The following is a 19,648-nucleotide window of genomic DNA, read 5'->3' on the forward strand; positions in this document are numbered from 1 at the left end:
GCGGACCGTCGGCGGTCAGCGCAGCTTGACCATCCGGGTCGTAGAGCTCTCATCGAGCTCGACGACATCGGTGCGTGATCGCAGGAAGTCGCTGAACGACTTGAAACCCAACGACTTCTCCGAGAACGACGGGTCCATCCGCTTCATCTGTGCTTTGACCGCCGAGTTGTGCAGCCAGTCCGCGTCGTCCTTGTCCAGGCCGATCTGCAACGCCCGCTGCAGCAGCGCGGTGGCCACGGTCTGCGGGTCGGGCGGCTCCTTGTCGGCGGACTTCGTGCGCTTGGTCCGCTTCGGCGCATCGTCGCTCGCGGCCGGTTCGAATACCGGGACCCCGGGCAGCGAGTCGTAGATGACGAAGTCGTCGCAGGCCGCCGCCAGCGCGCGGCTCGACGAACCCGCCACGCCGATGCCGACAACGTAGCGGCCCAGCCGCTTGCAGCGCTGCGCGAGCGGGATGTAGTCGGAGTCGCCGGCCACGATCACGACGTGGGTGAGGTCGGGTAAGCGGAACATGTCCTCGACGGCGTCAACGGCCAGTCGGATGTCAGCGGCGTTCTTGCCGTAGGCCGCGGCGGGGAACAGCTGCACCAGATCCACGGCACGGCCCACCAGCTGCTGCTGGTACTCGGCGTTGACGTCGGCAGACCAGTCGGCATACGCCCGCGTCAATACCACCGTCCCGAACGACGACGAGAAATCCAAGATCGCGCCCACATCCACGCGTGCCCGGGCCAGCTTGGCGGGCTCCAGGCCCTTGGCCTTATCGCGTTGAAAAGAGTTGCGGCCGTTGACCTGGTCGTAGCGGGAGATCACGATGTTGTCGAAGTCGAGGTACACCGCAACGCGTGCAGCACCGGGTTCGGTCATGTGCTCAAGTCTTGTCCATGTTGTAACGCGGCACGCGCATTTGCTCGAACGCGAGGCGCTCCCGAAACGTCTATGCTTCAGGAGCCCCGCAGATCTGGGTATCCCGCCAACAGTGGCCAATCTCGTAAATTCGCATGGAGCAAACAAGTTGACCTTGAGTCGTCGTGCGCGCGGAGCCTGCCTCGGCGTGGTTCTGGCGGTGCTGGCCGTCCTCGGTGGAGTCGTCGTCTCCTCCGCGCCGCGCTGCCCCGAGCACTGCCGAACCGAGGCGGCCGCCCGCAACCCGCAGCCGGCGCCGTCGAAGGATCCGGCCGCCGTCTCCCTCACCCCCGTAGACGGCGCGACCGACGTCGACCCGCTCGGTGGCATCAACGTGGTGGCCAAGACCGGTGTGCTGACCCACGTCACGATGGTCAACGACGCCGACAAACCGGTCCCGGGCGTCGTTACTCCGGACTTCAAGACCTGGAAGCCGACCGTGCCGCTGGGCTACGGGCGCTCCTACACCCTCACAGTTGACGCCCGAGGCCCCGGCGGCGTGCCGTCGACGATGTCGTCGACCTTCCAGACGTTGGTGCCCAGCGACCAGACCCAGGTGTCGTTCACCGCGGCCGGCTGGCAGCCGATCGATGGTGCCCGGTTGGGGATCGGCACCGTCGTCGTCGCGCACTTCGGCGAGCCGATCAGCGACCGCACCGCCGCCGAGCGGCACCTGTCGGTCACCACCAACCCGCCGGTGCGCGGATCCTGGTATTGGATGGACGACCAGACCGCCCACTGGCGTCCCGAAAAGTACTATGCGCCAGGCACTTCGGTGACGGTACGCGCCAACGTCTACGGGGTGCCGCTCGGCGACGGCCTCTACGGCGCGCAGGACTCCGCCGCGACGTTCACCATCGGCGATGCGCACGTCTCGGTCGCCGACGACACCACCAAGCAGGTCAGCGTGTTCGACAACGGCAAGCTGATTCGCACCATGCCGACCTCGATGGGCAGGGGCGGGAGCGAAACGATCGGCGGCCAGACGCTGACGTTCTGGACGCCGCCCGGCGTCTACACCGTGATGGACAAGGCCAACCCGGTGATCATGGATTCCTCCACCTACGGTCTCCCCATCAACTCACGACTGGGTTACCGCGAGACCATCCCGTACGCCACACGGATCAGTCCGGACGGGATCTACCTGCACCAGCTGAACGCGACGGTCTGGGCGCAGGGCAACACCGACACCTCACACGGCTGCCTGAACCTCAGCGGTGATAACGCCGCCTGGTTCTACGACTTCTCGGTGCCCGGGGACGTCGTCGAGGTCAAGAACACCGGCGGCCCGCCCCTGCAACTGACTCAGAACGGCGACTGGACACTGCCGTGGAGCGAGTGGCTCAAAGGCAGTGCGCTGCACTGAGTTATCGCTTGGAGTGCCCGGTGCCGGTCGACCCGGCGGCCTTCTTGACGGTTGCGTGCTTCTTGGTGGTTGCGTGCTTGTTGGTGGCCGGGGCCGCTTTGGGACGGGACTTGAGGTCGGCGATGGCCGCCGCGATTCCCTGTTCGATGGCAGCGGGTAGCCGTTCGGCCGCGGTCAGCAGCACCTTCGGTGGGGCAAAGAGCCGCATCGGCGTATAGACATCCGGCGCGCTGAGCGGGTCGTTGTTCGGATATCCGGCGTCGATGATCACTTTCAGTGCAGGCTCGACGAGGTCGGCGAAGATCTGGCCGCCCTTGCCGCCGAAGTCGCGGAACGGGCGCAGGATGGCCAGCCCGTTCGACTTGTAGGTCACGTAGACGGTGGTGTTGTCGGCCGACAGTGGGGCGAAGCTGACGGCGCCGTCGGTGTCGACGACGTAATGGCCCGGCGCGGCACCGAAATTCACTGACCCGTCGGGATTGAGCAGCGCATCGGGCAGGACGACGGAGTCTTGCCTGCGGTAGCGGTAGGCGTACTCGGTGATCGAGTTCAGCAGCGCCAGCGGGTTGGTGATGTAGAGGGGGACATCGGAGTTCCAGGCGTACTCGTAGCCGATGTCGATGATGTCGGCCCCGGTGGTCGTCGGCGTCGGGCACGGGTTCACCCCCACCGCGGCGAAGAACGGCAGCCGGGTGGCGTACCCGCCGTTGGGGCGGTCGATGTTGTTGTCCAGCAGCCACTGGGTGCGATACAGCGTCGGGTCGGCGTCGCGGACATAGGAGCTGATGAGTGCGCTGGCGTTGCCGGCGCCACGACCGGACGTCAGAACGACGTTCGGTTCGGGGTTGCTCTTGAGGGCGTCGTCGATGGCATCGACCTGGATCTGATCGCGCAGTAGATGAAATGTCGCGACCACGGTCGGCCCGTAGGTGGCGTTCCAATCGACGCCGTAGAAGTCGTCGATGCCCGTAGCGTCCGGGTTGGTGGCGGTGCCGGGTGTCACGACCGCCGAGAGCTCGATCCTCGAGGTCACGGCGCGCCGTGAAGCCACCGGGCCGGGCGTTGGGGCCGACACGCCGACGGCCACCACCACAGTCGCGGCGATCAGGCTGTGGCTTGCGCGGCGCATGCGCTTGCTCATCTGAAAATCCCCCGATCTTCTTGGTCCACATTAGCCGCGTCGGGGGCCGGAAAAGTTAGATTTCGCTCATGATTGGATGTTTGCTGCAGGTGGGCCCAACAGCGTGCTTCGCCAGGTGACATCAGGGGCCGGTGGACGTCTATGATTCAGGCGTCAATGGTGACGCCGGCAACTCATCGTCGACCTGTTCTGGAGTGATTTTCGGTGGACTTTTCCCGTCGTGCACGCACGATCGGCCTCGTGGTGGGGGTGTTACTCCTCAGCGTCCTGGTGAGTGACGTCGCCGGGCTGCCGGGCTGCCAGGGCGTTTGCAAGACCGCCACCGCGACCGCCCAGGTGCAGTTGCCGCCCGCACCGCCGAGGCCACCGTTGCTCGGCATCACACCGGCCAACGGCTCGACCGACCTCAGTCCGCTGAGCCGGGTCTCCGCCCAGGTGGTGGGGGGCAGACTGACCAACGTCTCGCTGGTCGACGACTACGGCAACACGCTGCCGGGCACGCTGTCGCCGGACCGCGCGTCGTGGCAGCCGGCCCAGCCGCTCAAGTACGGGCGCACCTACACGATGAAGGTGGACAGCCAGGGGGCGAGCGGTGTGCCGCTGGCGCGGACGACGAAGTTCTCGACCGCCTCGCCCGATTACCTCACCCACGTGTATCTCGAGACGCCCGGTGGGCTGCCGATCCACGAGGAGACGCGCTACGGAATCGGCACGATCATCGCCGCGCGCTTCGATGAAGACATCGCCGACAAGGCCGCCGCGGAACGCAACCTGGTGGTGACGACCAACCCGCCCGTGCAGGGATCGTGGTACTGGGTGGACGACAGGACCGCCCATTGGCGGCCGGCCAAGTACTACGCGCCGGGAACGACGGTGTCCGTGGCCGCCAACATCTTCGGCGTGCGCGTCGGCGACGGGATGTACGGCGACGAAAATGAGAAGGCCACCTTCACAATTGGTGACGCGCACGTCTCCATCGCCGACGACACCACCAAGACGGTCAGCGTGTTCGACAACGGTAAGCTGGTCCGGGCGATGCCCACGTCGATGGGCCAAGGTGGTTACCAAACCATTGCGGGACGGACGTTTTCGTTCTGGACGCCACCCGGGGTGTACACCGTGATCGACAAGGCGGAGTCGGTGACCATGGACTCGTCGACCTACGGTCTTCCGGTGGCTTCGTCGATGGGCTACAAGGTGAAGATCCCGTACGCCACGCGGATCAGCACCGACGGCATCTACCTGCACCAGCTCAACGAAACCACGTGGGCGCAAGGCAACACCAACGTCTCGCACGGCTGCCTGAACCTCAACGGAGCGAACGCGTCGTGGTTCTTCAACTTCTCCCAGCCCGGTGATGTGGTGGAGGTCAAGAACACCGGCGGTCCCAAGCTGGAGATCTGGCAGAACGGCGACTGGTCACTGCCCTGGGGTGAGTGGCTGAAGGGCAGCGCACTGACGCCAAAGCCGTAGGCAGCTCAGGGCCTCGTGCTGGTGCTTCGGCCTGAGCGGGCGGTAGCGCCGCGCTTTGTGCTGCCGGGTGTGGACGTATCGTTGGCGGCCCGATGCTGGGACGATGCCCGCTTGGTGTTGATGCGTGCGCTGCCGGTCAAGCCTCGATTGTGGTCTCGACGGGACGACGCAGCCATTCTGGGCGGGCTCGGCGCCAGCTTGGTTCGCGCTGCTGCAGCTGATATGGGTTGTGGGACAAGGTTTCTGATTGCGTCCTGAATCAGGTCGACGGGGGCCATCGCCCAGGCCGAGACGCCGAATTCGAGTGCCGCGAGGGGGTCGACGCCGACGCCGCAGGCGCTGATGCAGGAGATCGCAACCTCCGCAAAGTAGAAGAGCGCAACCGTCGCCGGCAGGGTGATCGGGAAGGCTGCATACCAAACCGGCGCCAGCGCGATCAGCAGCGCAGCCCTGGTCAGATTGTCGACATTCGGCCCGGACGCGTTGGCCTGCGGGGTGGCGGAAGCGGTGCGGTTCGGTGACGTGGTCGCTGTTGTGAAGTGCTCCACTGCGGTCAGTGCAACCGCATGCGTCTGCACCTCGATCGCCGGTGCCTGCCGTGGGTCAGCGAGACTTGTTGTGTCCGTGGCAGTTACGAGAACGGCGGCAAGAACTGCGGCGGCTGTGGCGGCGGTGAGCCTCAAGGTTGAGTCCTCTTGCTCGTGCCACGACCCGAGTTGGCTTTTGTCGCGCGGTTCTTCTGGTCTGGGTGGGTAGCAGTGTCCTTGGCGGTCCGATGCGACGACGGAGTCCGGTTCGCGTTGGTGCTCGGGCTGCCGGTTCGTTTCGAGCCCGCCAGACCTTGCAACGGCTGGCGAGCTTGGCGCACGGTCGGTGAGACGACGGACGATGCGGTCGACTGGCTTGGGTCTGGCGGCGCGCCAAGTGAATTGAGGTAGTCGCCCGCCGCCTTTGCGACCGCGCTGACGAGCACGATCGGACCGACCGCCCACCCCGCCAGGCCCAGCCCGAGAAGGGTGATCGGGTTGATGCTGACACCGGTGATCTGCACAACCCCTCCGAAGAAGGCGGCGATGACGATGCTCGCGGGAATTGTCACGGGGAACGCTGCATACCAGACCGGGGTCAAGGCGATGAGGGCAGCGGTAGACGCCACCGCGGTCACTGCAGACTGGAGCTGTTGGACTGTGACGTTGGCCTGCGGTGTCGCCGAAGCGCTGCGCACGGGTGTCGTCGGAGTCGGGTTGATGCTCAGGGCTGCAGCCGTCAGCTCGATGGCATCGGCTTGCACCTGTGTCCCGCGGATGTGCGGTGTTTGCGTGGGCGTGCAACCCGCGGCGTTGGGTGCTGAGAAAAGACTTATGGCGACTGCGGCGGCCATGCCGGCGGCGGCGATGCGGTATGTGGCATCAAGCTTGCTGATCGAGCCATTCATTGGTCCCCCCCGGGAAGCGTCGATGGGGACAGTCTAAATGACGTACACGTAAATCGGCAGTACGCCGCGGGCTCCTGTGTGCGCTGTGATCTGGCTCACATCCGGAGTACCGTGAAGAGTGTTCCTGCTCGGAAGGGAGACGGGATGAAGGGTGCCTATCGCGATCCGGTCGATCACTCCCGCACAACACAACCGCACGCCGGCGAATCATTCATAGACACGCTGTGGCTTCCCGGCTTGTTCCTCATTGCACTGGGTGTGGTGGGACTGGTGGGCGTCATCGCGGCGCTGGCCTATAACCATCACGAGATGCTCTTGGCGCTGGGCTCGATCGCGGCCGGGCTGCTGATAGTCGGCGCCCTGCTGATCATGGCCGAGCACCACCGGGTGGTGCGTGTCGAGCGGCGCTGGCTGGCGGACCATCACAACCGCCCGCCGCATCACGCGGCCTAGCGGATTGGTCCGCTCGCACCCGAGGCGGCACGGGGTGCGCACTGGCCAGCGCGCCCGCGCAAGACCGCCTTCGACGTGGGGATATGCAAATTAGCGATTTGCTGATACTTACCTGGATGTCAATATATCGGTAACGGTTGTGAATCAGTTCACAATTTGCACTTGTCCACGATTGGCGCCTTGAACAGTATCAATGGCGATCCGACTGAAAATGTTCTGCGAAGTCGCGGTGGACACCCTTGCGATCCCCTAATCCCCTAATGGGGATTGCTGGGATATCCCGGTACTACCCGTATGGGGTAGGGGACCGCGCCCCATTTCGGGGTGTGCGTCATGTCCATACCGTTGCTAGTAATCACCGGGCGGGGCCGGCGATCGAGCTTTCCGAAGACTAGGAAGGAACGTCCAATGGACTCCCTGCTTCAATTCATCCTTGACCTGTTCAACAACGAGTCTGCCGCGCAGTCGTTTGTCGCCGACCCGAATGCGGCTCTGGCGAACGCGGGTCTATCCAACGTCAGCCCTGAGCAAATTCAGTCAGTCGCTGCGTCCGCAATTCCCGGTCTCGACCTCGTCGGTGCCGATCCGGTTTCCGGCCTGGCGCACGCTGTTTCGAATCAGTTCGGCTTCGCCCCGGTGGAAGGGCTTCTTTCGGCACCGGGTGCGGCTGCCGGCGTGCTCGCCGACCAGGCGCTGAATCTTGGCGTGGACGGTGGCTCGAACCTGGCCGCGGCGGTCGGCGATGGCATCGGCATCGGCCTGGGCGAGAGCCTCGGTGCCGGCCTCGGTGCGGCTCTCGGCGGTGGCGTCGAGACCGGCCTCGGCCTGGGCACCGGAATCGGCCTCGGTACCGGTCTCGGTGGCGGATTCAACACCGGCGGAGGTTTCGAGACGGGACTGGGTGCCGGAATCGGCGCCGGCTTCCAGGCCGGGATGAACGTCGAGTTCGAAGCAGGCTTTAACGCCGGGCTGGGCGCCGAGCTTGGCGCTGGCTCAGAGTTTGGTGGCCAGACTGGGGTTGGTCTGGGCAGCGGCTTCGGTACGGGTATTGGTGCCGGTGGCGGCGCCGAGCTCGGTGGCGGTTTCCACACCGGCTTCGGCACTGAGATCGGTGCCGGCTTCAACTCCGGTTTGGAAGTTGGCGGTGGTGCGGGACTCGGTGGCCAGACTGGGGTTGGTCTGGGCACGGGCTTCGGCACCGGCCTCGGTGTCAACGGTGGATTTGAAAGTGGCGCTGAACTTGGCGGCGGCTTCCAGAGCGGCGTCGAACTTGGCGGCGGCCTGGAGAGTGGTGCTCACCTCGGTGGGCAGAGCGGCCTTGGTGTGAACACTGGGTTGAACGGTGGCGCAGAACTTGGCGGCGGCTTCCAGAGCGGCGTCGAACTTGGCGGCGGCCTGGAGAGTGGTGCTCACCTCGGTGGGCAGAGCGGCCTTGGTGTGAACACCGGTTTCAACGGTGGTGCTGAGCTTGGTGGCGGCTTCGAGAGTGGCGCCCAGTTGGGTGGCGGCCTCCAGAGCGGTGCTGAGCTCGGTGGTGGCTTCCAGTCCGGTGCTGAGGTGTGAACACCGGTTTCAACGGTGGTGCTGAGCTTGGTGGCGGCTTCGAGAGTGGCGCCCAGTTGGGTGGCGGCCTCCAGAGCGGTGCTGAGCTCGGTGGTGGCTTCCAGTCCGGTGCTGAGGTGTGAACACCGGTTTCAACGGTGGTGCTGAGCTCGGCGGCGGCTTCGAGAGCGGCGCCCAGTTGGGTGGCGGCCTGGAGAGTGGCGCCCAGTTGGGCGGCGGCTTCCAGTCCGGTGCTGAGGTGTGAACACCGGTTTCAACGGTGGTGCTGAGCTCGGCGGCGGCTTCGAGAGCGGCGCCCAGTTGGGTGGCGGCCTGGAGAGTGGCGCCCAGTTGGGCGGCGGCTTCCAGTCCGGTGCTGAGCTCGGTGGTGGCTTCCAGTCCGGTGCTGAGCTTGGTGGGCAGAGCGGGTTTGGTGTGAACACCGGTTTCAACGGTGGTGCTGAACTTGGTGGTGGCTTCCAGTCCGGTGCTGAGCTCGGTGGCGCTGCAGCCGCCGGTGCCGGTGCGGCCGTCGGTGGCGGCGCTAACATCAATGCGCAGAGCGGGTTTGGCGCTCAGGCCGGAGGCCAGTTCGGTGGCGGCGCCAACGTAGGCAGCAACTTCGCCGCCGGTGGCAGCAGCCAGCTCGCTGGCGGCGCGCAGATCAACGATCGCGCTCGCGTCATCGACACCAACAGCGAGGTTGACGCCGAACGTCGCGCGACGCTCAGTGGCAGCACGAATGCTGGTGGCAGCGCAAGCGGTTCGGCGAATGTCGGCACAGGCCTGAGCGCACAGGAGAACGCGAACTTCAGCAGCACCTCCAATGTCGGCTTCAGCAGCCCGCTCGGCGGTGCGAGCCTCGGTAACCAGACCGCCGCGGCCGGTGGCGGAGCGATCGGCCTGGGTGGCGCCGGTGTGACCGCGGCTGGCAATGCCGCGGCGAGCAGCACGACCGCTGCCGCGTTCACCAGTCCGCTCGGCGGTGCGACCGCCAGTGCGCAGGCAGCTGCGAGCAACACTGCGGCAGCGAGCTTCCTGCACAACGACGGTGCGGCCCTCGGTGGCCAGACCAACGTCGCTGCCGGGTTCGGTGGACAGACCAACCTCGGCGGTGTCGTCGGTGGGCAGACCGGCTTCGGTGGCGCCTTCGGCGGGCAGACGCACGTCGCCGCCTCCGAGACCTCGGCGGCTCACGTGGGTGGCCAGACCGGGATCACCGGCGCCTCGAGCATCACCGGCGGTGCCAATGCCTCCGGCGGTGGCAGCGCGAACTTCCTCAACCACGAGGCGACGAGCCTGAACCTGCACAACTCGGTTCAGGGCGCCGGTTCGACGAGCGGCTCAGCGTCGGCCGACCATGTGTCGGCGGGCGGAAATACCGCCTTCCAGAACACCTTTGGTGGTCAGGGCAGCATCCTGGGTCACGACACCGCGGCGCTCGGCAGCCACGGCTCTGTCAACACCGGTGCCAGCGGGTCCGCGTCGACGACGGCTCAGGGCTCGGCAACGACCCCGTCGCAGGGCAGCAGCGTCATCCATACCGGTGGTTCTGCGACCGGCGGTGGACAGGTCGCGGCAGGCTCCAACGGTGGCTCGGTGATCACCACGTCGCAGGGCGGTGCTCACGCCGCCGGATCGAGCTCGGTTGACAGCAGCCACAACTCGGCGACTGTCGATCAGCATTCGGCTTTCGACGCGTCGAGCCACGCCGCGGCGACTCCGGTGCCCGATCACTCGACGTACGACCAGTCGTCGCACGCGAGCACCGACTACTCGAGTCACTCGCTGTACGACACGAGCCACGACAGCGCGGCGGCGCACAGCCAGGCGAGCACCGACCTGTCGGCGCACAACCAGTTCGATCAGCACCCCGGGTTCTGATCGGAGAAGACCTGACACACAATCGGTGGGGACCGCATGGTCCCCACCGATGTGTTTGTGCCAGCGCCTAGTCCGAGATCTCGGCGAACTCCGCGGATCGAGCCAACGCCTGCCGCGCGTAGGCGCGCACGTCGGCGTCGGTGTCGTCCAGGGCCCCCAGCAGTGCGTCGCGGGCGGCCGGCTGGAAGACCCACCGGGTCAAGCCCAGCACCGCCGCCTTGCGTACGTCCAGGTGCCGGTCGACCAGCGCGCGGACCAACAGCTCCACGCCGGCCTCGTCCGCTCCGGACAACGCGCGAACCGCTCCGACGCGGATCTGCCACGCGGTGTCGCGTAGCGCCCGTTCGATGACGATCAGATCGGAGTCCTCGCAGCCGACCTCGCCGAGGGCGGCCAGGGCGGCGGCGCGCACCAACGGGTCCGGGTCACCGGCGAGTTGCCGGACCGCAGCGGGTCCACTGGCGAGGGTGCCCAATCCGTTGGCGGCCGCGATGCGAACCTCGCGGTTCTCGTCCTGGGCGGCTGAAGCGACACCCTCGGCGTCGTCGACCGACACCAGCGCACGGACCGCCTCGATCCGCACCCGGTGATCGGGATCTGCGAGCGCGGCCCGGAAGCTGTCGACGTCGCCCACTCGCCGGAAGCTCAGCAGGTAGAGCGCGGAGCTGCGCACCACCGGATCCGGCGAGGACAAAAGGGGTTGCGCCGCAGCGGGATCGGGCAAGACCTCGACGAGTTCCCGCACACCGTCTGCGGCGGCACTGCGGACGCCGGCGTCGTCGTCGGCCAGAGCAGCGATCAACGCGCCCGCATACCCGTCGCAGAGATGTTCGCTCAACGCATCCACAGCGGTGCGACGCACCGACGGGTCGGCGTCGGCCAGAAACTCGGCGAGGTCCTCCAGTGAGGGCGAATCCAGTGCGAGTACGGCGGCGATCCGCGGCGACGGCGGATGCGTCGGCGGCTGGATCACGGTGGCCACCGGCGCCGCGTCCCAGTGCCGGTCGTGGGCGATCGTCGGTTGTTCCACCGGGATCGGGTCGGTCTCACCGCTCGGCAGATCGTCGAGGCCGGGGACCGGGACGAAGTACGGCGCGACCGGCCGCTTGAGGAACTCCATCGTCCCGTCCGCGGTCTTGCGCAGGTTCAGGTGGTAGCGCCAGTTGACGTCGTCGCGGTCGGGAACGTCGGAACGATCGTGATAGAGGCCCCAGCGAGATTCGGTGCGCGTCAGTGACGACCGTGCAGCCATCTCGGCACAGTCCCTGATGAAGGACACCTCGACGGCGCGCATCAACTCGTGCGGGGTGCGGGCACCGATCTGTTCGATCTCGTCGTGCATCCGCTCGAAGGTGTCGACCGCGATCGACAGCTTCGTCGCCGTCTTCGGCGGGGCGACGTAATCGTTGACGAAGCGCCGCAGTTTGTACTCGACCTGGGGTTGCGGCGGTCCGTCGGGATGGTGCAGCGGCCGGTACACCAGATCGTGTGCCTCGCGGAGCTGCTCGTCGGGAAGTGCCTGCGGCGCTTGCAGATCGGCAAGCGTGGAGGCGGCGTGCTCGCCGGCCAGCTCCCCGTAGACGAACGCACCGATCATGTAGTTGTGCGGGACACACGCCAGATCGCCGGCGGCGTACAGCCCGGGGACCGTCGTGCGGGCGTGCTCGTCAACCCATACACCCGATGCGGAATGGCCACTGCACAAACCGATTTCGGAGATATGCATCTCGATGTCGTGCGTACGGTAGTCGTGCCCGCGGTTGGCGTGGAAGGTGCCGCGAGTGGGCCGCTCGGTGGTGTGCAGGATGTTCTCCAGCGCGGTCAGCGTTTCATCCGGCAGGTGGCTGACCTTCAGGTAGATCGGTCCGCGCGCGGATTCGATCTCGCGCTTCACCTCGGCCATCATCTGACCCGACCAGTAGTCGGAGTCGACGAACCGGTCACCGTTGGCGTTGACTTGATAGCCGCCGAAGGGGTTGGCGACGTACGCACAGGCCGGCCCGTTGTAATCCTTGATCAGCGGGTTGATCTGGAAGCACTCGATGCCGGAGAGTTCCGCCCCGGCGTGGTACGCCATCGCGTAGCCATCACCGGCGTTGGTCGGATTCTCGTAGGTGCCATACAGATACCCCGATGCGGGTAGGCCCAGGCGACCGCAGGCGCCGGTCGCCAGGATCACGGCTTTGGCTGCGACGGCGACGAATTCGCCGGTGCGGGAATTCAGGGCCGCGGCTCCCACCGCGCGGCCACCCGACGTCAGCACGCGCACCGGCATCAACCGGTTCTCGATCTGGATCTTCTCCCGCATCGATTTCTGTCGCAGCACCCGGTAGAGCGCCTTCTTGACGTCCTTGCCTTCGGGCATCGGCAGGACGTAGGACCCGGAGCGGTGTACTCGGCGCACCGCGTACTCGCCGTGCTCGTCCTTCTCGAACTTGACGCCGTAGCGTTCGAGTCGCTGCACCATCGCGAAGCCGCGGGTCGCGGTCTGGTAGATGGTGCGCTGATTGACGATCCCGTCGTTGGCCCTGGTGATTTCGGCGACGTAGTCCTCGGGCACCGCCTTGCCCGGGATCACGGCGTTGTTGACGCCGTCCATGCCCATCGCCAGGGCACCCGAATGCCGGACGTGCGCCTTTTCCAGCAACAGCACCCGGGCGCCGTGCTCGGCGGCGGTCAACGCCGCCATCGTGCCCGCGGTACCACCGCCGATCACGAGCACGTCACACTCCAGGCGCGTGGTATTGGCGAGGTCAGGGATGTGCATCAAGACAGCTCCGGGGTATCAAGGGCGGCAATGAGTTCCGAGCGTAGGGCGCTGCGGTCGACGGAAGGATCGCGTGGCGTCGGAACGTCAGGCAGCCCCCGTAGCGGGTGGCCCGCCCGACCGAGCACGGCGATGCGGTCGCCGATGAGCAACGCCTCGTCGACGTCGTGGGTGACGAAGACGATCGTGGTCGGATGGGCCCGCCAGGTGTCGATCAGCAGCTTCTGCATGCTGGACCGGGTCTGCGCATCCAGCGCCCCGAACGGTTCGTCCATCATGACCGCCCGCGGTGCTCCGGCCAGCCCGCGAGCCAGCTGCACCCGTTGGCGCATGCCGCCGGACAGGCTCTTGGGCAGGTACTTCTCGAAGCCGGTCAGCCCGACGTCGGCGATCCAGCGCAGAGCCTCCTCCCGCCGCCCCGCCCGGGGTGTGCCGGCCAGCTTCAAGGCCAGTTCGACATTCGATTGCACTGTGCGCCAGGGCAGTAGCGCGTTGTCCTGGAACACCAGCGCACGGTCGCGGGAGGTGGTGTGCACAGCTTCACCGTCGGCGAGTACTTCGCCGGCGTCCGGGCGAAGCAGGCCGGCCAGTGCACGCAGCACGGTGGACTTGCCGCATCCGGACGGGCCGGTCAGGACCAGGATCTCACCGGGTCGCACCTGAAGGTCTAGGTGATTGATGATGGGCTGGCCGCCGTAGCTGAGCACAAGATCCCTCAGCTGCAACGTCATTCCCGTCTTCGGGGCGGTGAGCGTCATCGCGCCTTCTCCTCGCCCCGCGGGAGCCAGCGGGTGACCCGCCGACCGAGCAGTTCGACGGCAGCCGAGGTGGTGAAGCCGAGCACCCCGATGGTGATGATGCCGACGAAGACCTCGGGGTACGCCAGCATCGTGTAGGCCTGCCACGTTCGATACCCCACCCCGAGACGGCCGGAGATCATTTCGGCGGAGATGACGCAGATCCATGCCACCCCGATACCGACCGACAATCCGCCGAAAACTCCGGGCAGAATGCCCGGCAGCACCACGCGAGCCAACACATCCCATCGGCTGCCGCCGAGGGTGCGCACCGATTCCTCCCAGATTGTCGGCAGCGCGCGCACCGCATGCCGGGTGCTCACCAGGACCGGAAAGACAGCGGCCAAGAACGTGATGAAGACGATCCCGGCCTCGTCACTGGGGAACAAGAGGATCGCCACCGGAACGATCGCGATGGCCGGGATCGGCCGGACGAGTTCGGTCAGCGGGCCGAAGACGTTGGCGAACGCATTCGACCGGCCCAGGAGTATGCCGGTCACCACCCCGACCACCGCCGCGAGCGCGAAGCCGGTCAGGATCCTGATCAGCGACTGTCCGAGGTCCAGCCAGTAGTCCTGCGCAGCAAGTCGTTTGGTGAATGAGCTGACGATCTCGGTCACCGTCGGCAGGGTGTCGAACCGTACCCACAGCCGAACGTGGTTGGCGGTCAGCAGCTGCCAGAGTGCGACCGCCGCAGCCACCGAGGCCACCCGCACCACCCACGAGCGCCATGGCTGGCGCCGTGACCGGGCCGCTGTCGGTGCGGCGGCGGCGTCGACGCCGACGCCCACCGGACCGGCAAGGACGGCCGGTGGAGTCGTCATACCGCACCCGCCAACGCCGCCTGGTAGTCGACCACCGTCGACCCGGGGTGCGCGGCGATGTAGCGCTGAGCGCCGGCATCGGTGTCGAACGGCAGGTACCCGGCATCGGACTGCACCCACACCGAGCGGTCGGCCAGCCACCGGGTGCCCAATTCGGTGTCCGGGATGTAGGCCGCGATCACCTTTTCGCCCTTGGCGTTCGCCTCGCGAAGCGCCCGCAACAGGCAGCCGGGGTTGGCGGCGGGCTGCGTGGTGGGGTGACCGTCGATCCACAGTTCACCGGCCAGCGCGGGATCGGTCACGGGAACATTGCACACCGGATCCTGGCCGCTGACCGTGATCGGGTTGGTGGTCGCGGCCACCGCGTTGTCGTAGTTCAGGTTCCGGTCGGCGAACGCCTTGCGCAGCGGGCCGTCGTTGACGAACTGATCGATGTTCAGGTCGGCGAAGTCACCGATGGACTTCAGATAGGGGATATCGCTCTTGAACGCCGCGACCAGTGACGGTTTGATCGTCGGGTCGAAGGACACGGCGCCGCCGGGACCGTTGTAGAGGTAGACCACTTCCTGCGGCAGGCCGCTACCCTCGGCCACCAACTTGGCTGCCTCGAGCGGCTTCTCGTGCAGGAAGTCGGTCGCGTCGATCTGCGCCTGTAGGAATGCGTCGAGCACCTCGGGATGCTGGGCCGCGTAGTCGCGGCGAACGACCACACCGTGGAAAGTGGGGACGTTCAGTTCGGCGCCGTCGAACAGCAACCGGCCTTTGTTCTGGAAGGCGAGCAGTCCCGGCCACGCGACGAACTGCGCGAACGCCTGTACCTGACCGGCTTCCAGCGCTGACGCACCGATCTGCGGCTGCTGATTGAGCACCTCGACCCCGGTCTTCGGGTCGATGCCCGCCTTGGTCAGCGCCCGCACCAAGGTGCCGTGGCCGGCGGAACCGACCGAGGCCGACACCTTCTGGCCGCGTAGATCGTCGATCGTGCGGTCCGCTGAATTCGGGCTGACCACAACCATATTCAGTGCGCCCTTGGCGTTGTAGCCGGTGATCGACACCACCTCGGTCTTGGCGCGCGCGTTGGCCTGAGTCTTGGAGCCGTTGATCAGCATCGGGTAATCACCCATCGAGCCGATGTCGATCTTCTCGGCCAGCATCTGGGCGGTGATCGGTGCGCCGGTGTCGTAGTCCTGCCACTGCACCGTGTACTTCACGTTGGTGCGCTTGGTGATGTCGGCGAGGCGCTGCTCGAGGAAACCCTTGGCCTTCAACAGGGCACCGGCGGTGGCGGTGTTGATGGTCTTGGACTGGTAACCGACCACCACGTTGACCTCACCGGCCACCGGAGCCTTCGAGTCCAACGAGCAGCCGGCGGAGGTCAGGACGAGGGCAGCCGCCAGCGCGACCGCAAAGCGGTTCTTCATTGAATGACTTTCGGAGTTGGGCTTTTCAGCGAAGGAGATAGGGCATGTTGACGGTGACGGCGCCGGTGGGACAGCGGGCCGCGCAGGGGCCGCAGTACCAACACTCGTCGACATGCATGTAGGCCTTCCCGTTGTCCGGGTTGATGGCCAGCGAGTCGAGGGGACAGATGTCCACGCAGAGCGTGCATCCGTCGATGCACAGCGACTCGTCGATGGTGACCGGGACATCGGCCCGCTGATTGATCAGTGTCATCACAACTCCCTGACGAGGTTGCCGCGCAGGGTGATTCGGTCGCCCCGCATGCGGATGTATTCGAGATCGACGGGCCGGCCGTCGTCGAGGTGGGTCAGTCGTTCCAGCAGAAGCACTGCGGCGCCCTCCGGTACCTGCAGGATCGCCGCAGAGTGGGAGTCGGCGGGTACCGCTTCCACGGCCAGGCTGGCCGATCCCAGTCGTTGTCCGGTGACGTCTTCGAGCAGCGCGAAGATGTCGTTGGTCTCCAAGGGATGTTGAAGTACGTCGGCTCCGACATCGGGTGCCAGGTAGGTCTTGTCCAGGCTGAGCGGGAGATCGCCGAGGAAGCGCAGGCGTTCGATGAACAGCACGGGCTCGCCGGGCTGCAGCTGCAACCGACGCGCCACAGCCGGGGGAGCGGCCACCGACATCGCCGCGCGCACCTCGTTGCGGACCTCACCGTAACTTTTGAACGTCTCCTTCAGTCCGACAAGGGTATCCAGGCCGTGGTCGTACTTGCGGATGGCCACTTGCGTGCCGACCTTGGGGCCCCGGTCGATCAGCCCCTCGTCTTTCAGCGTGGCCAAGGCCTCGCGAACGGCGTTGCGTGACACCCCGAATTCCACCGACAATTCGGCTTCGGTGGGCAGACCCTGCGGGTAGCCGCCGTCATGGATGTGATGACGCAGCACGTCGGCCACCAGGCGAGCCTGATCGGCCCGCGCGCGGCGGATCGGCACCGGCTCGGCGTCGCCCATCGTGCCCTCCTGACTGACCATGACTCCCGTCGAACACGGTAAAGCCGCTGCGCACACCCACCAGCCGGGTGCTTGCGGGGGCAGTGAGGTGCTGCTGCATTGCGCCGGTCGAAAGCGACTCAGACCTGCCGATACTCATCTTTCAGGGGGTATTGCGCCACCATTGCGTCAGTCGGCGCAGTTCTGATCGTGCTGAGCGGAAAGCTACGGGATGCGGTGCGGAACGTCGGTGATCAGCCCGCCGTCCATGACGAATTCCGCGCCGGTCGCATACGACGACTCGTCACTGGCCAGAAACAGCACGAACATCGAGACCTCATTCGGCTCGCCGAGGCGGCCCATCGGGGCGGCCACCAGGTCGTCGGGCATGTGCGCGGTCATGGGCGTGCGGATCATCCCGGGGTGCAACGAGTTGACCCGAATGTTGTTGGCCGCCAACTCGAGTGCGGCCGATTTTGTCAACCCGCGGATCGCCCACTTGGACGCGACGTAGCCGTGGTTGCCCGGAGTGCCGCGCATGGCCTGAATCGACGACATGTTGATGATGGAGCCGCCGCCCGCGTCGGTCATCGGCTCGATCACCGACTTGATACCGAGCATGGTGCCGGTGAGGTTGACGTCGATAACCCGCTGCCAGCGTTCGCGTTCGAGGTTCTTCAGGGTGCGTCGGTAGACGATGCCGGCGTTGTTGACCAGAACGTTGAGGAGCCCGAACTCGGCCACTGTCAGCGCCACCGCCGCCGACCAGTCGTCGGGATCGGAGACGTCGAGATGAACGTAGCGGGCAACGGCGCCGAGTTCGGCGGCCACCGCGGCGCCCTCCTCGTCGAGCACGTCACCGAGGACGACCTTGGCGCCTTCGCTGGCCAGGAGCCGGGCGTGGGCCGCGCCCATCCCGCGCGCGGCCCCGGTGATCAGGGCGACCTTGCCGTCGACGCGTCCCATGGGCGCACGGTACCCGGCCGCCAACGTCCCGACGGGTTACTTCCCCGCTAACTGAGACCAGGTGTCCAGCACGTTCTCGTACGCCGCAGGCGACACGGCGATGGAGCCCACGAACGGATGCTCCATCGCGAAGATCAAGTACAGAACGAACGCCAGTAGCGAGCCGGCCAGCGCGATCAGTCCGCCGTGGACGACGACGTCGGTGGACGGAAACAGGTAGGTGAACAACAGCATCACCATCCCGCCGCCGAGGAGCAGCACCCACAACTCGCCGGGGATCTCGGCCTGGCTTCCTGAGATGCGGGTCTTGCGGGCACTGCCCAGCTCGTCCAGCCGGGAGATCGACTGCCGGAAGAACGAGATCTCGCTCTGGCTCACCGGTTCGATGTGCAGGAAGCTCTGCCATACCGCCGTCAGGTGCTCCGACTGCTGTTCGACCGTCTCGCCGTGACGCATCCTCGGAAACTCGTCGTCGACAATGTCGTTGGTGTACGCGATCAGGCTGTGCTGGATCTCCGCCCGATCGGCGACCGGCAGGCCGGCGGAGTCACGCAGGAGATCGGAGATGGCGGCGGCCTCTGCCTCGGTGCCCTTTTCGGCCTGATTGAGCTGTTCCCACACCACCACGACCACGAAGGCCACCAGCACCGCGTACAGCACACCGGCGAGATTGAAGACATGGCCGGCCAGGTCTCCGGACCGTGCCAATCGCCGCTGCGGAAGGATCCGTCGTGCCAGCACCAGGCCCAAAACGGCCAGCCCGACGGTGATGATCACGACCATCAGCCCGACGAGCGGCGCGGGAAGCTGCAGTAGCCAGAGCACGAACCTACGTGTTACCGCAGCGTTCGGCCGCCAAACTGCGGCGCCGCCGATAGGGTCATCGGCTGTGCTGGAGGTGATCGACAAGGGTAGGGCCACTGCCGCCCACGCCACACCGCTGTTGTTCGTGCACGGCGCCTTCCACGGGGCGTGGTGCTGGGACGACCACTTCCTCAACTACTTCGCCGACCGCGGCTATCACGCGCTCGCGCTGAATCTGCGCGGCCACGGTGGCAGCCCGTGCTCGGTGCCGATCAACGCGTGCAGTGTCCTCGACTACGTCCAGGACGTCGGCACCGTCGCCGATCGGCTGCCGGTGCCGCCGGTGGTCATCGGTCATTCGATGGGCGGGTTCGTGGTGCAGAAGTATCTGGCGGTGCATGAGGCACCCGCCGCGGTTCTGGTCGCCTCGGCCCCGCCGACCGGTATTGCGCCGGCGACGGTCCGGGTGGCCTGCCGGCACTGGCGCGACTCGCTGCGCACGCGCTCATTTAGTAGACCGCTGGATTTCTTTGCAGCGCCGGGTGTTTCGCGAGCGACGTTCTACAATTCGGCAACCCCCGAGGAGATCGTCACCGCCTGCACGTCGCGGCTGAGCGCGGAAAGCGCCCGCGTGCTGTACCGGGACCTGCTCTACCGCCACCTCGCCCGGCCCAAGCGGGTCACCGCACCGATGCTGGTGCTCGGCGCCGAGCTGGACGGCTTCTTCACGCCGAAGGAAGTGGCGGCGACCGCGCGGGCCTACCGGACCGAGCCGGTGATGTTCGCCGGAATGGGCCACAACATGATGCTCGAGCCCGGCTGGGAATCAGTGGCCGACCACATCGACCAGTGGCTGGCGATCACTCTCAGCTGACGCGCAGGTTAGTTCGGCCTCGG

General features: G+C 66.4%; 20 protein-coding genes. 8 read left to right on the forward strand and 12 right to left on the reverse strand.

Annotated elements, in window-relative coordinates; all coding sequences use genetic code 11:
- Window positions 1-15 precede the first annotated feature (15 nt).
- Complete coding sequence (locus AB431_RS04995) at window positions 16-867, reverse strand: NYN domain-containing protein (protein ID WP_047329005.1); 852 nt, start codon at window positions 865-867, stop codon at window positions 16-18.
- A 148-nt stretch (window positions 868-1,015) separates the two neighbouring features.
- Between AB431_RS04995 and AB431_RS05000 the strand changes: the two genes are divergently transcribed.
- A complete protein-coding gene (locus AB431_RS05000) occupies window positions 1,016-2,272 on the forward strand; it encodes an Ig-like domain-containing protein (protein ID WP_047329006.1) in 1,257 nt (418 codons plus the stop codon).
- A gap of 1 nt (window position 2,273) precedes the next feature.
- Here the strand turns inward: AB431_RS05000 and AB431_RS05005 are convergent, their stop codons facing one another.
- Window positions 2,274-3,413 (reverse strand): PE-PPE domain-containing protein, encoded by a 1,140-nt coding sequence (locus AB431_RS05005; RefSeq protein ID WP_052960196.1) that lies wholly within the window; start codon window positions 3,411-3,413, stop codon window positions 2,274-2,276.
- Window positions 3,414-3,617: 204 nt separating this feature from the next.
- Here AB431_RS05005 and AB431_RS05010 point away from each other — a divergent pair, with 204 nt between their 5' ends.
- Window positions 3,618-4,886, forward strand: a complete 1,269-nt coding sequence (locus tag AB431_RS05010) for an Ig-like domain-containing protein (protein ID WP_047329007.1) — start codon at window positions 3,618-3,620, stop codon at window positions 4,884-4,886.
- Window positions 4,887-4,891: 5 nt separating this feature from the next.
- Here the strand turns inward: AB431_RS05010 and AB431_RS05015 are convergent, their stop codons facing one another.
- Together AB431_RS05015 and AB431_RS05020 are read right to left on the reverse strand one after the other, a co-directional pair.
- Window positions 4,892-5,434, reverse strand: coding sequence for a hypothetical protein (locus AB431_RS05015; RefSeq protein WP_144418196.1), 543 nt, complete (start codon window positions 5,432-5,434; stop codon window positions 4,892-4,894).
- Between the two features lie 131 nt (window positions 5,435-5,565).
- On the reverse strand, window positions 5,566-6,321 hold the full coding sequence (locus tag AB431_RS05020; RefSeq protein WP_047329009.1) for a hypothetical protein: 756 nt from the start codon (window positions 6,319-6,321) through the stop codon (window positions 5,566-5,568).
- A 144-nt stretch (window positions 6,322-6,465) separates the two neighbouring features.
- Here AB431_RS05020 and usfY point away from each other — a divergent pair, with 144 nt between their 5' ends.
- The 5 genes from usfY (at window position 6,466) to AB431_RS29430 (ending at window position 10,200) form a co-directional block, all read left to right on the forward strand.
- Window positions 6,466-6,774 (forward strand): protein UsfY, encoded by a 309-nt coding sequence (gene usfY / locus AB431_RS05025; protein WP_047329010.1) that lies wholly within the window; start codon window positions 6,466-6,468, stop codon window positions 6,772-6,774.
- A 408-nt stretch (window positions 6,775-7,182) separates the two neighbouring features.
- Window positions 7,183-8,337 (forward strand): IniB N-terminal domain-containing protein, encoded by a 1,155-nt coding sequence (locus tag AB431_RS05030; protein WP_047329011.1) that lies wholly within the window; start codon window positions 7,183-7,185, stop codon window positions 8,335-8,337.
- Complete coding sequence (locus AB431_RS31410) at window positions 8,334-8,459, forward strand: hypothetical protein (protein ID WP_255353532.1); 126 nt, start codon at window positions 8,334-8,336, stop codon at window positions 8,457-8,459. Before AB431_RS05030 ends, AB431_RS31410 begins: the two co-directional genes overlap by 4 nt.
- Window positions 8,456-8,581: a hypothetical protein gene (locus AB431_RS31415; RefSeq protein WP_255353533.1), complete on the forward strand. Its 126-nt coding sequence runs from the start codon at window positions 8,456-8,458 to the stop codon at window positions 8,579-8,581. The genes AB431_RS31410 and AB431_RS31415 overlap by 4 nt, the downstream gene beginning before the upstream one ends.
- Window positions 8,578-10,200, forward strand: a complete 1,623-nt coding sequence (locus AB431_RS29430) for a hypothetical protein (RefSeq protein WP_052960197.1) — start codon at window positions 8,578-8,580, stop codon at window positions 10,198-10,200. The genes AB431_RS31415 and AB431_RS29430 overlap by 4 nt, the downstream gene beginning before the upstream one ends.
- A gap of 67 nt (window positions 10,201-10,267) precedes the next feature.
- Here the strand turns inward: AB431_RS29430 and AB431_RS05040 are convergent, their stop codons facing one another.
- The 8 genes from AB431_RS05040 to AB431_RS05075 all read right to left on the reverse strand — a co-directional run bounded on the left by AB431_RS05040 (window position 10,268) and on the right by AB431_RS05075 (window position 18,772).
- Entirely contained in the window at window positions 10,268-12,967 is a 2,700-nt protein-coding gene (locus AB431_RS05040; protein WP_047329012.1) for a fumarate reductase/succinate dehydrogenase flavoprotein subunit, read from the reverse strand.
- Complete coding sequence (locus tag AB431_RS05045; protein ID WP_047333100.1) at window positions 12,967-13,698, reverse strand: ABC transporter ATP-binding protein; 732 nt, start codon at window positions 13,696-13,698, stop codon at window positions 12,967-12,969. The genes AB431_RS05040 and AB431_RS05045 overlap by 1 nt, the downstream gene beginning before the upstream one ends.
- Before the next feature lie 23 nt (window positions 13,699-13,721).
- On the reverse strand, window positions 13,722-14,588 hold the full coding sequence (locus AB431_RS05050) for an ABC transporter permease (protein WP_047329013.1): 867 nt from the start codon (window positions 14,586-14,588) through the stop codon (window positions 13,722-13,724).
- Window positions 14,585-16,009, reverse strand: coding sequence for an ABC transporter substrate-binding protein (locus AB431_RS05055; RefSeq protein ID WP_047329014.1), 1,425 nt, complete (start codon window positions 16,007-16,009; stop codon window positions 14,585-14,587). The genes AB431_RS05050 and AB431_RS05055 overlap by 4 nt, the downstream gene beginning before the upstream one ends.
- A gap of 25 nt (window positions 16,010-16,034) precedes the next feature.
- Window positions 16,035-16,262, reverse strand: coding sequence for a ferredoxin family protein (locus tag AB431_RS05060; RefSeq protein ID WP_047329015.1), 228 nt, complete (start codon window positions 16,260-16,262; stop codon window positions 16,035-16,037).
- The gene (locus AB431_RS05065; protein WP_047333101.1) at window positions 16,262-17,002 is read right to left on the reverse strand and encodes a GntR family transcriptional regulator; all 741 of its coding nucleotides are present in this window, start codon (window positions 17,000-17,002) and stop codon (window positions 16,262-16,264) included. The genes AB431_RS05060 and AB431_RS05065 overlap by 1 nt, the downstream gene beginning before the upstream one ends.
- Window positions 17,003-17,206: 204 nt before the next feature.
- Window positions 17,207-17,947 (reverse strand): glucose 1-dehydrogenase, encoded by a 741-nt coding sequence (locus tag AB431_RS05070; protein ID WP_047329016.1) that lies wholly within the window; start codon window positions 17,945-17,947, stop codon window positions 17,207-17,209.
- Window positions 17,948-17,983: 36 nt separating this feature from the next.
- Entirely contained in the window at window positions 17,984-18,772 is a 789-nt protein-coding gene (locus AB431_RS05075; RefSeq protein WP_047329017.1) for a DUF4239 domain-containing protein, read from the reverse strand.
- Window positions 18,773-18,836: 64 nt separating this feature from the next.
- Between AB431_RS05075 and AB431_RS05080 the strand changes: the two genes are divergently transcribed.
- Complete coding sequence (locus tag AB431_RS05080) at window positions 18,837-19,625, forward strand: alpha/beta hydrolase (RefSeq protein WP_047329018.1); 789 nt, start codon at window positions 18,837-18,839, stop codon at window positions 19,623-19,625.
- Window positions 19,626-19,648 lie beyond the last annotated feature (23 nt).

Source organism: Mycobacterium sp. EPa45 (assembly GCF_001021385.1).
GTDB lineage: Bacteria > Actinomycetota > Actinomycetes > Mycobacteriales > Mycobacteriaceae > Mycobacterium.